Below are 16,107 nucleotides of genomic sequence, written 5' to 3' on the forward strand. Positions count from 1 at the left end.
TCAATCAACAATGAAGTACTACAATCTATTACTAATGGCTTGTCTCCTGTTATCCTGCAAGGAATCCGATTCCGGACATGATAACGATGGCAAACAAGAGAATACTTACAGTGGTGCCGGCTACGTCACAGGACTTGAAAACTCCGGCGCCAATGTACTCTTTGCAATGGAAGTTCCCCAAGCGGGGGGCTATCCGCTGGAAATCAGATATCGAAATACAGGAACAGCAGAAGCAGTGGCTTTGATTATCGTCAATGATGTGGCGATAGAGAAATTGTTGCAACTTCCTGTACAGGCTGACAAAACAGCCTGGCAAACTGCGGAGACAGAAATATCCCTGCAAAACGGTATTAATTATATAACCATTCAGAACTGTACGTCCAAAGGCGGATGCTTTGAACTGGACTATATAAAAACAAGAAAGAAATCATGAAAAGACTTCCTAATTATTCCCTGTTATGGGTAATCTTTATCATTTTCCTCTGCACAAGTTGCAATCTGGCATCGCAACTCTCTGTAAATTCTCCCGATGGTAATCTCAGCCTGCATGTAGAAACAGAAAACGGAAAACTCTATTATAAACTCTCACGGAATGGAAAGCCCATACTCGATAAGTCACGCCTCGGGTTTATCCTGAAAGAAGATACACTTGCTGACCATCTGGAAATAATTGAAGTTCTTCATCATTCATTCAGCGGGACATGGGAACAAATCTGGGGAGAAGACCGGATTGTGGAAAACAACTATCATGAGATGACCATTCGTGTACAGGAAAGATCCGCACACAAACGAAAGTTCAATGTCGTCTTCCGGCTGTTCAATGACGGGTTTGGCTTCCGCTACGAATTTCCGGAACAGGAAGCATTAAAAGACTTTGTGATCATGGATGAACTTACAGAGTTTGCATTGACCGGTGATCATAAAGCCTGGTCCATACCTTACGAAGCACATTTTTATGAAGCACTCTACGAGGCATCTCCTGTCAGTAAACTCGGTTGGATAAGCACACCGCTCACTATGGAAACCAATGACGGACTTTTCCTGAGCATCCATGAAGCCAATCTGACAGATTATGCAGCCATGAATCTTATCCCTAAAGAAGGTAGAATGACCCTGAAAGCCAATCTCACTCCATGGGCTACGGGAGAAAAAGTATTTATGAAAGCCCCCGGTGTCACTCCCTGGCGCACGATGATTGTTGCTGAAAGCGCAGGTGATTTACTCCTGTCACGCCTTATGCTGAATCTGAACGAGCCTTGCCGAATTCAGGATACATCCTGGATACAACCCGGAAGATACATCGGCATCTGGTGGACTTACCACATGCATAAACACACCTGGCACACGGGTCCACGCCACGGCGCTACCACCTCCAATGCATTGCGGCATATAGACTTTGCCGCCCAACAGGGTTTTCAGGGGGTACTTATTGAAGGTTGGAACAAAGGTTGGGACACTTATCATTTCAACTTTACCGAACCTTATCCTGACTTTGACCTGAAACAGATCACCGACTATGCCGCTTCCAAAGGCGTGACGCTTATCGGCCATCATGAAACGGACGGCTGGGTATCTGATTATGAAAACCAAATAGAAGCAGCCTTCAATTTATATAAAGATCACGACGTGCAAATAGTCAAAACAGGCTATGTAGGCAAACTGCTGGATGGCAAAGAGCGACACAGCAGCCAGTTTGGTGTGCGCCACTACCGGAAAGTTATTGAACTTGCAGCCGACAAGCATATTATGATTGACAATCACGAACCCGTGATGCCCACCGGACTGCAACGCACCTTCCCCAACCTGATGACGCAAGAAGGCGTACGAGGGCAGGAATGGGATGCCTGGGACAAAGATGGCGGCAATCCTCCCATACACACTACCATTATCCCCTTCACCCGTGGACTGGCAGGTCCCATGGATTTCACCCCCGGCACTTTCCGCTTCGAAAATCCGGTGTTGCCTCAGACGCGTGTACAAACAACACTTGCCAAACAATTGGCTTTATCCGTTGTGTTATACAGTCCCCTGCAAATGGCCTCCGATGAAATAGAAAACTACGAACGGAACCCTGAACCGTTTTCATTTATCACCACCTGCCCTACTACTTGGGAACAAACCATAGTACCCGAAGCAAAAATAGGCAAATATGTGACAATTGCCCGTAAAGAACGCGGAAGCAGCGGACGTTGGTTTATAGGAAGCATCACTAATGAACAACCTCGGGAGATGCAACTTCCCCTCTCCTTTCTGGATAAAGGAAAACGATATAAGGCTGTTATCTATAGAGATGGAGATAAGGCTGATTATCGTACCAACCCATATCCGGTGATAATAGAAGAACAGGAAGTAACCGGTGAATCGGCCCTGCAAATAGCACAGGCACCGGGAGGAGGTACGGGAATTATACTCACTGTTCTCTCCTCATCCGAAGCAACCTCCGATATACAAAAATAAATGCCGGCACCAGGAACAGGACAGCCGCAATCCATGCCGTCGGATCACCGAAGCAGACCGCGAGATAGCCGAAAGCGGGCACTGCATAAATACTGACCAGCACACGTGCTATCATTTCGGAAACTCCGGAAAGCATAGCAAGATTGGTATATCCCGCTCCTTGGATGGTATATCGCAAAATACAAAGCAATCCCAAAACCGGGAAAAAGGACACGGAAATATGCAGGAACAACTCCGTGTCCTTCAATATTTCCAGTTCAGACGCTTCCACAAAAAGCAAGGCAAACGTACGTGCCCCAAGCATCAATATGCAGAACGTAAATGCCCAGTAAATAATCATCATTAACGCACTTACCTTTACTCCCATCCAAATGCGTTCGGGCTTGCCTGCACCATAATTCTGTCCGGTATAAGTAGCCATAGCAATGCCCAGACTCTCAAGCGGGCACATAAAGAACATCTTGATGCGCATGGCAGCCGTAAAAGCTGCTACACAAGCAGTTCCCAATGCATTGTTGGCGCTTTGCAACATGATGCTTCCGATAGCGGTAATCGAAAATTGTAATCCCATAGGTACACCGATATACATCAATCTCCGTGCCAGAGCACCGTTGAACTTCCGTTCATCCGGTGTTCCCCGCAATATATCAAAACGGCGCATCATATATCCATAACACAACACAGCCGACACGCCTTGTGAAAAGACCGTAGCGATGGCAGCTCCCGCCACTCCCCAATCCAACACCAGGATACAGAACAAATCAAGCAAAATATTAAGTGCAGCAGAGAACAGCAGAAACCAGAAAGGCGTCTTACTATCGCCCAAAGCACGAATGATACTGGACAACAAATTATAAAAGAAAGTACAGGGAACTCCGATAAACGTTATCAATAAATAATAGTAAGCATTCTGGAATATGATATCCGGTGTACGCATCATCAGCAGGATATCCCCACACAGAATACTCGTAACCACTGCAATCACTACCGACATCACCCCCGCCAGTTGCAAACTGACCGATATATAACGACGCATCGTGCTATAATCCCGCGCTCCGAACTTCTGTGCCACAGGAATACCGAAACCTCCACAACATCCATTGCAGAAACCAAGAATAAGGAAAACTACCGAGGTACTTGCTCCAACCGAGGCCAATGCATTAATGCCCAAGAATTTACCTACGATTGCCGCGTCGACCAGAGAGTATGTCTGTTGTAGCAGGTTTCCCATCAACAGAGGCATAGTGAAATTGAATATCAACGGCAATGCGCGTCCTGCCGTCATTTCTCTTGATGTTGCCATAAATTAATCCTCTGAAAATTGCACGCAAAGGTAGAAAAAGATAAGATTAAAGGAATTGACAAACATCAAAAATATGCTTCGCCATGAAAAGAATTAAACTACAGTCCGTCCGCACCTTTCAAGACTGAACTGTGTGCCAGGTATTCGGGAGTTTCAGCATAGATATACATCACACTTCCTCCTTTGATGGCATCAATGATAGGACGGGAAAGTTTTGGCGGAACAGCCGGACAGCCAAAGCTTCTTCCCAAACGCCCCCCTCTGCTGACTACCGAAGGATCGGCATAAGCCGCCCCATGCATCACAATGGCACGCTCACGAGCCCGGTCGTTGATTCCTTTTTCCAAACCATTCAAAATAAGCGAATACCCATTCTTTCCCTGATAAGTAGATTCTGTAAGATAGAACCCCAGTGAACTTTTGTAGGAACCATATTCGTTGGAGAAGGAAGTGGCATAATTATCACCGCTATTCTTTCCGTGGGAAACAACCGATGAAAAAAGTACTTTACGCTCCCTCATATCAAATACAAAAAGACGTTTGGCGGTAGAAGGACGGGAAAAGTCTATCAACGTCAACACCTCCCGTTTGCGATTGTCTATTTTATAATAACCTGCTACAGCCTGCCGGAAAGCTTTCCAGTTAACGACTCCTTCCAACTGCATGGAACGGTATAAGCTCGCATAAGCCTCAACATCAGATGCAGCAGCCCTTTCAGCAGAGTCAGGAGTGCTATCTGACGACTTGCCGCCCAGAAACAAGGTACAAGGAAGAAATAAGAATAAAATGAATACAATAAATCGCAACATAAAACTTTAGCCAGAGAAATAACGGCGGCTAAATTACTGTTTTTTCTCCAGACACCTATCACACAGATAGTTAAAAATGAGGATTTACTATTCAATCACCACAACCAAAGAGCGTTCGGTAGGTGCCCAATCAAAAACGAACTTGGAATGTGAAGTGGCATTGCGCACACACATGTGCGAACGTGGAGTGGTTCCCAACGACCAGCTATACTCAATCATACTTGTACGCGGTGCATTCACCGGCACTCCGTGAATATAAGCTCCGTTCGTAAAACGACTGGCATAGGGGGCATAGCCTCCTGTCTCCGCCGAACCGTCTTTCAGGAACACCATACGCGTTTTCTTCTGTTGAAGCAGATACATCCCCAGTGGGGTTTCCTGAGCATAAGGTGGAGCATGCATTCCGGTAGTGGCAGGATTCATGCTGCGTATCTTCCACTCACCTTCCGAGACATGTTCCAAGGTAGTAATATTCTGATCCAGGCGGTCGACAAAAATCACATGATTAAAGACGGTGCTATCCGGCAATTGTTTCAGATAACTGCGTGGCGCCAGCCATTCTTCTTCAAAAGTGGCGGGTAATATCCGGTAAAAACTTCCTTCCTCACCTTTCAGATAAGCGATAGTACCGTCTCTACCATAACGTTCGGGCGCCAAAGTATCAGCGGGCAGATACAGCGGCACCGATTGATAGCGCTCCACGCCCAATGTATCAGATACACGGCGGTACACATTCCGCACGAACTTACGTACCAGGGGAGCTTCTTTATTCAGATTCTTATAATTCTGCAACACCACCCACCTTGCAGTAGTATCGCGCTGCATATTCTCAATATAAGCCAGACAATTCCGGATGACATCCCATTTGAAAGAGCGTACCGTATCCTTATACAGATAGGTATCTTCGAGGGTATGCTGGTCATAGAGCAATTCTTTGGTAAGAGAAATATCGGCAGCGGTCAACTGTTTCTCTATAGGATGCGGAAATTCCAGTACAGCCGTATCTTTAGGTTCAGCCTCCTGCACAACTACCGGCACAAGTGGTTCCTGCCGGTTACGACATCCGGCAAAAATCAAACCAACAGCCACGCAGGCAAAAAGAACGAAATGTTTCATAAAATGAAATTTAACTATAACCTAATAACGACTACCCACCTGTTATTGTTGACTCTTTATACTACTTTCCATAAATAGAATCAAATATCCCCAACAAAAATTCACTGAAAGGAATAGTACTTCCATTGACACTCACAGCTATCGATATATCTTCCTGTTCATTATATACACCGATGGAATGAAATCTGTCCCTGGTTCATGCCAAGATACCTTGACGGTTAATCTCTTTCATTATAGCAAAGGAAACTATACATTGACCGTTCTGCTCTATCATAAAGAGGCAATCGGACAACCGAAGATAATGATTTTCACAAAGATAATGCTTACCAATCTAAATCAATCTACATATATCAATCTAAATCAATCTGTGCATCTGCTATAGTGGAAACAAGCGGATAAATATCTATTGAATCCTTGAGTCCCAGGTCCCGGGGAGTAGGAGGCATAAAATCTGCTTGCGTACCTTTAATATCAATTCTATCTTTTGCCAATGTTACAATGGCATACAAAGGTTTATCATAAGTAATCGAATAACGCAATAAGCGGTATTTTTCATTAATAGCTTTGGGATAGCGCTTTTCAGTCATTGTCGGCTTGCCAACCCATACATAAGATGCACTGTTAATCTGCATATAGGTAATCCCATTTATTTCTTTCGTATAGTTACTATGATTATGTCCGCTAAAAGCCAATACCACCTTTTTAAAACCTGCATGTTTGTTTGCATTTTCCAATACTGCACGCACTTCATCACCATTATTCATAAAACTGTCTATACTTTGATGAGAAAACAGAATGCACTTTTTATCAGTTGCAGCCAAATCATTTATCAACCATTCCAATTGTTCCGGATCAACAAAGGCACGCATATCGGACTTAGCCTTTAAATAGTTAGATTTAGCATAATGGCGATATTCTTTGCCATCGTAAAGGTTATTACCATCCAACACGATAAAATGAAAATCACCTTTATCAAATGAGTAATAACGGTTAGGGATTCCAAATCCTTTCAAGAATTCTTCTTTTGTATAAGCATCCAGATCATGATTGCCCAGTACGTGATACTTTTCTCCCTCGTACTCATTCCAAATAGAATCTAAAGACCTGCTTATACTATCAAGACGTATAAAATCCCCTAATTGAATCAGGAAATCCACATTTTCTTTATTTGCAGCATCCACAACTGCCTGCACACGCTCCTTTCCATCAGGCATAGCCGAAGCATGCAAATCTGATACGATTGCAAACTTCAGCGGTTTATCAGAAGAATTGCAAGATTCTAAACTTAATAATATACATAGAAGTACTATGCAAGAATATATAACTGACTTCATTGTTTCACTTATTTATATCTATAGGACTCTTTTAATTTACAGAAGAAAAACCATTCGAGGTCTTCCTTTTCAACTTTAAATAAAATGGTTCTCCTTCAGAAAGTGTTACTTTTATTGTAGTACCAACAGGTTTCGATTCGATTAAAAGAACTTTCTCCGGGGATTCTCCGTCAGCCAATACCCACTCTCCATCCAACACAAGCGACGCATAAGTAGGGGTAGCTATCCATCCATACACTTTGGATGGTTGAGGCCGAAGATTGGGATTACATAATGCGATGTCAAGCGTATCTTTTTTCTTATCCATCTTTTCCATAAGCAATAGTTCTGTATCAGAAGAACGCAAACACCCATATGACAAATGTGGAGCCGGAGCAAATAAGGAATATGCTATGGTACCGGAAGAGTGATGCTTAAGTATATGAGCCGAATCCCCCGCTGACAAGACTTCAAACAATCCTTCTTTCTTTTGTAACTGCTTCGCTAACATTGCCATCTTCCGTGCAGTAGTATTAGGAACAGCTACAAAACAATACCTCTTATTTTCAGGTTTAACTCCATGATTAATATAAGCCTTGGCTGTTCTAATTCTCTTCAAACCATTCTGAAAACCCGATGAAGCCGGAACCTCCTGCTCCACATTCTGCACTATTAATGAATCATTACCAGCAGGGAGATAATAACCTGTAGTATTAGGAGCAATCAGCCACGCATCTTCTTCCTTCAAATTCAAAACCCTCATCCCATTTCGTTTAATCTCTTTTCCATTAACTACTAAAACACTACTTCCAGCTTGACCTACCGTCTGAAAAAGATTAGTTGCTGTTAAATAATTATCGTCATAATTGCCTACAGCAGAAATGTCACTGCCCAAACTAATCAACATACCATCAAAAGCAAAAACAGATTTGCAAAATTTCAAATTGGTCGGTTCAAAGCGTTGTTTTCCCCAACTGTCTCCCTGATCGAATGCAGCAGCAAACAAGCCACAGTCTTTCCATGATAGGGCTCCGGAAAAATTTGTAGTCAAGGACTTCTGGTCAAAACGATCCGTTTCATTGCCCCCTGGCATCATTTCTTTCCAAGAGGTATAATGCACAGTTGTACTACCCGGTATCACGTTCCAGTCCCATCCTTTATGCCCTTCATTGCCCGGATATCCAGAACGTTCCAGCGGTCCGTCATACAGAATCTCCAGCGTTCCGTGACTTTGATATCTTCCGAAACGGTTTGTTCCTGCATATATCTCAGCACCCCAGAAATTCGTCGTCGGACAGCGCATGGTAGCTACCCAATTATCAAACCGATAAATTCCCAACGGACTATAATTGAACTGGTAAAAGCCTTCTAAATTCAGTTCAGGAGCATTCTTATACTTCTTTGTCATAAAAAAGTAATTATAAAAGGAAGCCAGTTCCAAGTCGGCAACCTCCCCATTTATGTCTCCTCCTACTTCTATCAACTGTTCAAAAAGCTGTTGCGTAAAACTAAGACCAATACCCGTAAACGGATGACGCCCTGCCAGGCTATTGGCATAATAATGATTATCGTCTGATGCAGAACGGGTAGCCATTAAATATAAAGAGATTATCGCTTTACGGATACGTTGATAAGCACCGCTATCTATCCGAAAAGAAGTACCTTTCAACCGAGCCGCGTACTCAACCAAAGTCTTATAAGAATACATATACCCATTATAATGTGTCCGATGATGAAAACCTGTTCCATCAGGTTTCAGCCAGTCATTCCCTCCTGGAACATACTGAGTACAGGCAGAAAGGAAATGGGAGAAAGACTCCAAATCAATTAAGGCCTGCTGGTCGTCCGGATTATGCAATATGCAAATAAGCAAGTGAGGAGGCACATTATAAATATAATCCGAGTTTATTCTGGGAGCTAACTGGGAGGAGGATAGATACAGTTGCTCAAACTCTAACAAGCTTTTCACTTCCCCAATCAATTGCAATTTTCGGGTATCGTCACAAACCGATAAAGCACTCAGGAAGTCGGCAGGTATTTTGCGGACAGCCTGATAATTGCTATAGCGAAAGACAATACGTTCAATAGCTTTTTGCGCAATCAAATAATCTATAAATAGAGTAAAATCGTCTTCTGCATTAGGATATTTTTCTAATACAGCATAAGCTAAAGCACGAGTTGCCGTGCTTAATTCCTGAGCCTGTACCAAAGCAAGCTTTTCTTCATTGGACAATGGCAGTCCCGTTACCCGCCCATTCTGCATACGTTTCAATTGATATCGTTTTATCAGCTTCAGAGCTTCCGCCAACTCTTCTGAAGTAGCCTGAGGTAATGGTAATGGATTTGATTTACGTAAATCTTCCAAATCACTCAACTTACGTTCTATATCTTCCCGGTTTCTTTTTATCAGTTCTATCCGCATGACACGAACATTGTTCTCGCTTTCATTCTGAATATCCTCGCCAAAAAATCCAAGACGGCTATATGTACCAATCGTATCTATTGAAAGCTCCAATGTCCTGTTTCCCACTCCCTCAAAGGTTACTGTACCTATATAACTCCATGTCTCAGGATAAGAATTCTGCCTGACGTTTACCAATTCCTCATCTTTTCTCAGCAAACAAGCTTTGAGTTGTTTTTCATCTCCTATCTTCAAAGAAACTTTAGTGCCTTCCGTAAATGATCGCCTCCAATGTCTGCTCGTATATAGCCTCACGTCATATTCTCCGGGTTCGTCAATCACACATTCCAGCAATAGTTTTCCCGTTTCAGAATTGAAATTTTCCGTATTCCCCCCTTCGGCTATTCTAAAACATCCTTTCTTCCCAGGTATCCTCCTCCCGGATGCGGCCGGCATACTTACAATCCCTTCATTAGGGAAATTCACTGTGCTTATATTCAAAGGAGTTTGGCAAGTAAGTTTAAGAACCGGTACGCACTCATAATCCAATCCTTCAGGGATAGAAACCATATTATGGTTCACTGTCAGTTTCTGACCGGATGACAATACTCCTGCCGATAAAATAACGGACTGTAGTCCTTTCAGTACAATCTGATTATTATGTGGTTGACGAACTAAATGCAAATACAGATTATTCTCCTTTCGAGTAACATACCCCCACGGAAAGTTATCATTAAACGGATTTCCGGCAGCACCATAAATAGCTTCCGAATTTGCATTCAACCAGTTTCCTACAAAACTCAACACATCAACACTTGGCTGAGGGACCACCCCATCTGCACGCGGACCTATATTAATCACGTAATTAACATTCCTACTCACAGCCTCTATCAATGAGCAAAGAATCGCTTTCTTTCCTTTCCAAGCATGATCATTCTTTTTGTATCCCCAAGTATGATTCAAGGTAGCCACCATCTCCAAATCCGTTGAAGCATAAGCACAAGGCATTTCATTATCACCCAATGCCCCGTAATCACCAAGATTATACCCCACACGACCATTGATTAAACAATCCGGTTGCAACTCTCTAACCACATTGACAAAAAGCTGGCTCTGCTCTTTTGACAAATCAAAAGGAGTATCATACCATAGTAAATCAATTTTTCCATAATTAGTGAGCAACTCACGCACCTGCGGCAACGCTTTGTTTTGAATATATCGGTCCAAATCGGGCTTTACCTCCGATTTATCTTTCCCATAATGCCCGTCATATTCATTTTTCATTACGGCAGCATCTTCTTCCCGCCAATCTTGGCGGTGCGAATAATAAATTCCTACTTTTAGGCCATACTTGTGACAGGCCTCTATCAGTTCTCTCAGCGGATCACCTTTGTAAGGTGTGCTCTCAATATCAAAATCAGTGACATCACTCGGATAAAGGCAAAAGCCTTCATGATGCTTAGCCGTGAAAACAATATATTTTGCACCAGCTTGCTTGGCTATCTGCACCCAAGTTTCAGGCTTGCATTTACTTAAAGTAAAATCAGACAATAATTTTTCATATTCACGATTCGGCACCTTTGCAAAATTCTGTATCCACTCACCAATTCCTTCCACTTCTTTCCCATTCCATTCTCCGGCAGCTGCAGAGTATAATCCCAAGTGGATAAACATTCCAAAACGGGCCTCACGCCACCAATCCATACGCGAGGTGCTACTCTGCGCTTCAGTTGATAAAGCAATCCAGCTGAACAACAAAACATAGACTATTCTTCTCCAAATCATATTTAATTATATTTATAAGACAATTGTTAGTTTTCCAAAGCAGGGAGATGCCTCCAAAGTTTTGCAATAATTTCCCCAAGCTATTTCCGGATAATCCCACTTACTCATTATATACAAAACCAACCGCTCATCTGCCCCTTTACTCGTTCTGCAGGCCAATGAAGCATCAGGAGATATCACAGACAGATGAAGACCGGAACTATCTTTCTGTTGAGATAGTGTATAATAATAGATATTCTCCTTCAGTCCCTTAGCTATCTGCGTCAATGGTTGGTGACAATTAGCACCAGCATCAGCCCAGTAATAATAATTATGAGTATCCAGTTGCCACGCCTGCTGTGGATTTTCCCGATAGGCTACGCGATGGTTATTGTATAGAGGCGCACAACCATTATTACCTGCAAAAGCCCCTTCTTGGTAGTAGTCCCAATATCCCTTACGTTCCCATCTCAGATAATTGTAAATGTCAGGAAGAAGGAAAGAAAGTCCGGACTCACGTACATAGCCATTGGGAGCATCCGATACAATATAGTTCATCTCTATTTGTCCCTCCGGAAGAATTAGCATTTGGAAGTCAATCTTAACTCCACCATATTCTCCGGACAATGCGATCTCCGCTTTACCATCTTTCAATTGACACACAAAATCCCTTTTGACCCAGTTCTCTTTTGGAAGAATGAATTTCTTCGCGGCTTTTCGTACCTCGGCACCGGTCAGGTGATTTAAATTTGTATTCAAATTCAGAAAAGGTCCTGATTCCAATACTACCTTGCCGGCAGAAACGGCATTACAGATAAGCCCTGTATGCCTACTGAATGGGATTGTAAAATTATCACCTTCAACAATGACAAACTCATCCGTTTCTGTCACCCGCAACGCTCTTTTGTGACCACTATTGTAGGGAAGCGGAACTTTCTTCTCTCCTATAGTTATCAGATTGGCATCGATTAATTGGTCACCGGCAGTATAGAACTCCACCAAAATCCGATCACCATCCTGCCAATCTTCATCCGGTAAGATTAAATTCCCCTTCTCATGTGGAGCCAAATTCAGAGAAATCGTTTTCGGGACATTACCATTACGAGTATAACGGATATTTATTTCACTCAGGTTGGTGTGGTCAAAACGATTATGAACGGGAATTATCAACCGTTCTCCGGAAGTGATACTGGAAATCGGTTCAACCGACAATCTGACCGGAGAATATGCTTTTTTCGTAGACCAGAATTCCGGTTTTTCACGTCGCCACACATCTACAATTCCCCATTCTCCATAACCGACACAATTACCCTGAAACTCTTCCGGCTTTGCCGTTCTTGCAAAAGTCTTCCAGTAGGGTTCTCCTACTTTCAGTTCAGGAACCATAAAGGTTTCATCAATATATCCCCAAATAGCTCCTCCAAGTCCGCCGGAAGTATTAAATAATTTACTCCACATTTTATCCAATGAAGCTCCCCAAAATTCTCTGATATTAGGATCTTCCCTTAAAGTTTCATACGTATAGCATGCCGGATGTGCCCATTCATCAAACAAGGCAGGCACCCCATATCCTTCAAAGTTCTGTACAGTCATCCCGAACTGATTTAAACTTCCGTTTACGTTTGGATAGTGCATGCTCAATATGTCATAGATCTTATCTTCTCCTTTCACAGTACCCGGCCAGCTGAAAATAACAGGACGCGCCGGATCAGTCTTCTTCATCCAATCCCAGCTTGCTCTGAAATTATCGCCATATCTGCTCTCATTCCCTATCGACCAAAATATAATGGAAGAGTGTGACCGCAAGGATTTCACCATTTCCATACATTGCGATAAATAACGATGAGTAAAATCAGCATCATCCTGAGATTTTCCCGGTTTATAGTTCTTCTGACGATAGGTATCTACAAAGCAAACAGCCGTTTCACATTCCACATAAAGTCCCAGTTTGTCACAATATTCCAAGAACCTTTCAGTGGGAGGATAATGCGAAGTACGTACAAAATTCATATTCGCACGCTTAAACAAAACAGCATCCAGACTGTCCAGTTCTTCAGTCGTTGTCCGTCCCAAAGTGGGATGTATATCATGCCGGCAAGCACCGCGCAGCTTTATTGGCATACCGTTCACCAACATACGCTCTTTTACTATCCTCACCTCACGGAAACCTATTTTTTTGCAAAAACGGCTTATCTCCCTCCCCTTCTGCCAAATAGAAACAGTCAATGAATAAAGATTAGGATGTTCCGCATCCCATTTCAATACATTACTGACAGGAAGTTCGTCCATAACTTCCATATTTTCTCCTTTTTTTAATGGAAAGACCGATACAGGCAATTCTACACGTTTTCCCTGCGGAGATAAAAGCGTATATCTGATCTCCGCCTCCTCACTTGCAAACGCCGAATAACCGAGTTTAAGCACAGCATTCTTATAAGAAGCATCTAAAACAGTCTCAGCATAAAAATCAAAGATATGAGTTTCCGGCAGAGCAAATATAGTAACATCCCGCAAGATGCCTCCAATGGGGTGGTGAGCATAACCGGAAGCATAAGATATGTCATCCAAGCGATCAGTCACTTCCAGTTCTATTTCGTTCTTCTTTCCTATTTTTACATAAGAAGTTATATCCGTCTCCCAACGAGTAAATCCTCCAAAATGTTCTCTGACTTTCTTTCCATTCACCGCCAGACAAGCATGACTGTATACTCCGTCAAAACGGAGTATAACCCTTTTATTCCTATAACTATCCGGCAATACAAACGATTTACGATACCGAAAAGCCTGGTCGTGCTCAATGGCATAACCTTGCATCACCACTTCTCCGGGAACCTGAATGGTAGTCCACCCGCTTTTCAAAGAAGGCTTGAAATTCCAAGCTCCATTCAATAATGTTTCTATTTGCTCCATTCCCGGTGCTAACTGAGGTATCACATAACTCCGCTCTCCAGCAGAAAGTTGAAGTAGCATCAGACAGCTCAACGCATGTGCAAGCAATAATTTATAATAATTCCTCATTATTTTATCCATTAATTTAAACTCTATAACGAATCGTGCGGATAGCTTTGAAAGGCCTTAAATAGCATTTAAACGTCATTCACGAAACCTACCCGCACGAAGCGTACAAGAGACAAAAATACAATTTCTTTTTTACGAAAATTAGATCCAGGCATAATAAATACTACCTGAATCTAATTAAGAACTACATGTTATCCATTCTTTCTACCATCCTGTATTTTGTTTCAAATTAGAATTCTTAAAGACTTCTTCCTGAGATATGGGATATAGATACATCTTATCTTCCCATTTGCGCTCTTGTACTTTGCTCTTCTTGTACAAGAATCCGTCTGCTACCTTCTGTATGGTTACTCCATAAATATCTTTAACCACTTCTCCTGTTTTCCACCGGCGAATGTCCCAGAAACGATGATCCTCAAATGCCAGTTCTACACGGCGCTCACTACGAATACGTTGTGTAAAAGCCTCCCCTTGCTCCGTTACAGATGGCATATTAGCAGCAAAACGTATCTGATTGATAACTTCACGTGCCGATATAGGATGTGCGCCGTCTGTATAGTCCGGACCTTGCCATTCATTCATGGCCTCAGCATAATTAAGTAATATTTCAGCGTAGCGGAATATAACAAAATGATGGGGTTGCGAAATCGGTTTGGCAGGTGACAATGACACAGTCTCATTCATATATTTTCGTAAATAGTACCCGGTCAAAGAAGCACCTTCGATAGGATATGCATTCTTTCCGCCTATAAAAGTTTCTATCGCATTCTTCATGAAAACAGAACCATTGTAGAGTATGGTTGTATACAAACGAGGATCACGGGTCTTTTGTCCTTCCGCATCCATATACATATTCTGAACATGTTCCGGATTGTTCCAATCAAAAGGTGTTCCATCTGCCATTTCAAATGCATCCACTAAATTCTGGGTTGGAGTGTTTCCACTGTTTCCCCCCTCAAAACCAATGGGTAAGTTGTACCCCTCAAAAGAACTGGTGTTTCCATTGCGTTTCACAAATATGAGTTGCTTAGACTTAAGTACATCATGACCACCTCGGACATCGTATAATGGATCGTCTTCTATATTCGGCAATGAGTACCAATTCTCTTTGATAATGTCATAGGCTGCCGTAGCAGCTTTCTCCCATTTGCTTTTATCCCCTTCTGGATTATGTAACTTACTTGCTGCATACAAAAGGGCACGTGATTTTAAGGCTCTCACCATCCCACGGGTTACACGTCCTGTTTCGCCCAGACCATAATCATTCCATTCGGATTCGGGGACAGTAGTCCCCGGTGCATCCTGTGTAATAGGAAGCTCAGGAGCAACGTCGTCACACTCCCTGATAATGAAGTCAATCACATCCGCAAATCTCGCCTTCTCTACAGAGTTGATTTCCTCAATCGTATAAGTACGAGTCAGGAGAGGAATATCTCCGTATCTTTTGCATAACTCAAAAAAATAAAAAGCACGAAGTGCGCGTACCTCATATACGTAGCGTTTGGCACGTCTCAGGTTTTCTTCATAGTCCTCATTCCATTTAAAGTATTCAAGCTTTTCCAAGGAGTAATTTTCCAGAAATGAGTTGGCAGAACGGATGGCAGTATAAAAATCGCCCCACACATCATCTATGGTGTTAAGCGGTCCCCACGCGTTATCATAGATATCATAAATCTTGCTATTGCTCCAAGTGAACACAGCATTGTCCGTTGCTGCTTCGCGTAAAGCGCCACCTCCCATTACTCCAAAGTCCTGTGGCAAGAAAGAATAAACATAAGCCACCAATTTATTTACATTATTAAAATCATACGTATAAGCCCCTTCCTTCGTGATGTCCGTAGCTTCTTCCAAATCTAAGAAATCACAGCCGGACAGCGAAAGTGATATACATATAAAAGCAATATATTTCTTAAACATAATCATGTA

At 42.6% G+C, this 16,107-nt stretch carries 9 protein-coding genes; 2 read left to right on the top strand and 7 right to left on the bottom strand.

What is annotated here, in order from left to right; all coding sequences use genetic code 11:
* Nucleotides 1–10 precede the first annotated feature (10 nt).
* Nucleotides 11–433 (top strand): CBM35 domain-containing protein, encoded by a 423-nt coding sequence (locus DW036_RS03290; RefSeq protein WP_118461267.1) that lies wholly within the window; start codon nt 11–13, stop codon nt 431–433.
* Nucleotides 430–2,457 (top strand): glycoside hydrolase family 97 protein, encoded by a 2,028-nt coding sequence (locus DW036_RS03295; protein ID WP_118461269.1) that lies wholly within the window; start codon nt 430–432, stop codon nt 2,455–2,457. Before DW036_RS03290 ends, DW036_RS03295 begins: the two co-directional genes overlap by 4 nt.
* Here the strand turns inward: DW036_RS03295 and DW036_RS03300 are convergent.
* From DW036_RS03300 to DW036_RS03330, 7 genes are all read right to left on the bottom strand, one after another.
* Complete coding sequence (locus DW036_RS03300) at nt 2,411–3,760, bottom strand: MATE family efflux transporter (RefSeq protein WP_118461271.1); 1,350 nt, start codon at nt 3,758–3,760, stop codon at nt 2,411–2,413. The two genes, DW036_RS03295 and DW036_RS03300, sit on opposite strands and share 47 nt — an antisense overlap.
* Before the next feature lie 98 nt (nt 3,761–3,858).
* Complete coding sequence (locus DW036_RS03305; RefSeq protein WP_118461272.1) at nt 3,859–4,569, bottom strand: murein L,D-transpeptidase catalytic domain family protein; 711 nt, start codon at nt 4,567–4,569, stop codon at nt 3,859–3,861.
* Between the two features lie 87 nt (nt 4,570–4,656).
* Nucleotides 4,657–5,685: a L,D-transpeptidase gene (locus DW036_RS03310; RefSeq protein ID WP_118461274.1), complete on the bottom strand. Its 1,029-nt coding sequence runs from the start codon at nt 5,683–5,685 to the stop codon at nt 4,657–4,659.
* 350 nt (nt 5,686–6,035) lie between these two features.
* Nucleotides 6,036–7,019 (bottom strand): metallophosphoesterase, encoded by a 984-nt coding sequence (locus DW036_RS03315; RefSeq protein ID WP_118461276.1) that lies wholly within the window; start codon nt 7,017–7,019, stop codon nt 6,036–6,038.
* A gap of 31 nt (nt 7,020–7,050) precedes the next feature.
* Nucleotides 7,051–11,184 carry an alpha-L-fucosidase gene (locus DW036_RS25900; protein WP_233560274.1) on the bottom strand — a complete coding sequence of 1,378 codons (4,134 nt, stop codon included), beginning with the start codon at nt 11,182–11,184 and terminating at the stop codon, nt 7,051–7,053.
* Between the two features lie 12 nt (nt 11,185–11,196).
* Entirely contained in the window at nt 11,197–14,181 is a 2,985-nt protein-coding gene (locus DW036_RS03325; protein ID WP_118462008.1) for a glycoside hydrolase family 2 protein, read from the bottom strand.
* A 204-nt stretch (nt 14,182–14,385) separates the two neighbouring features.
* A complete protein-coding gene (locus DW036_RS03330; protein WP_118461278.1) occupies nt 14,386–16,104 on the bottom strand; it encodes a RagB/SusD family nutrient uptake outer membrane protein in 1,719 nt (572 codons plus the stop codon).
* Nucleotides 16,105–16,107 lie beyond the last annotated feature (3 nt).

The sequence above is a fragment of the Bacteroides sp. AF39-11AC genome (assembly GCF_003474285.1).
Taxonomy (GTDB): domain Bacteria; phylum Bacteroidota; class Bacteroidia; order Bacteroidales; family Bacteroidaceae; genus Bacteroides.

Bases quoted from the DNA above. Each gene is read 5' to 3' on its own strand.
- DW036_RS03290 (WP_118461267.1), top strand. From the start codon at position 11: ATGAAGTACTACAATCTATTACTAATGGCTTGTCTCCTGTTATCCTGC.
- DW036_RS03295 (WP_118461269.1), top strand. From the start codon at position 430: ATGAAAAGACTTCCTAATTATTCCCTGTTATGGGTAATCTTTATCATT.
- DW036_RS03300 (WP_118461271.1), bottom strand. From the start codon at position 3,760: ATGGCAACATCAAGAGAAATGACGGCAGGACGCGCATTGCCGTTGATA.
- DW036_RS03305 (WP_118461272.1), bottom strand. From the start codon at position 4,569: ATGTTGCGATTTATTGTATTCATTTTATTCTTATTTCTTCCTTGTACC.
- DW036_RS03310 (WP_118461274.1), bottom strand. From the start codon at position 5,685: ATGAAACATTTCGTTCTTTTTGCCTGCGTGGCTGTTGGTTTGATTTTT.
- DW036_RS03315 (WP_118461276.1), bottom strand. From the start codon at position 7,019: ATGAAGTCAGTTATATATTCTTGCATAGTACTTCTATGTATATTATTA.
- DW036_RS25900 (WP_233560274.1), bottom strand. From the start codon at position 11,184: ATGATTTGGAGAAGAATAGTCTATGTTTTGTTGTTCAGCTGGATTGCT.
- DW036_RS03325 (WP_118462008.1), bottom strand. From the start codon at position 14,181: ATGAGGAATTATTATAAATTATTGCTTGCACATGCGTTGAGCTGTCTG.
- DW036_RS03330 (WP_118461278.1), bottom strand. From the start codon at position 16,104: ATGATTATGTTTAAGAAATATATTGCTTTTATATGTATATCACTTTCG.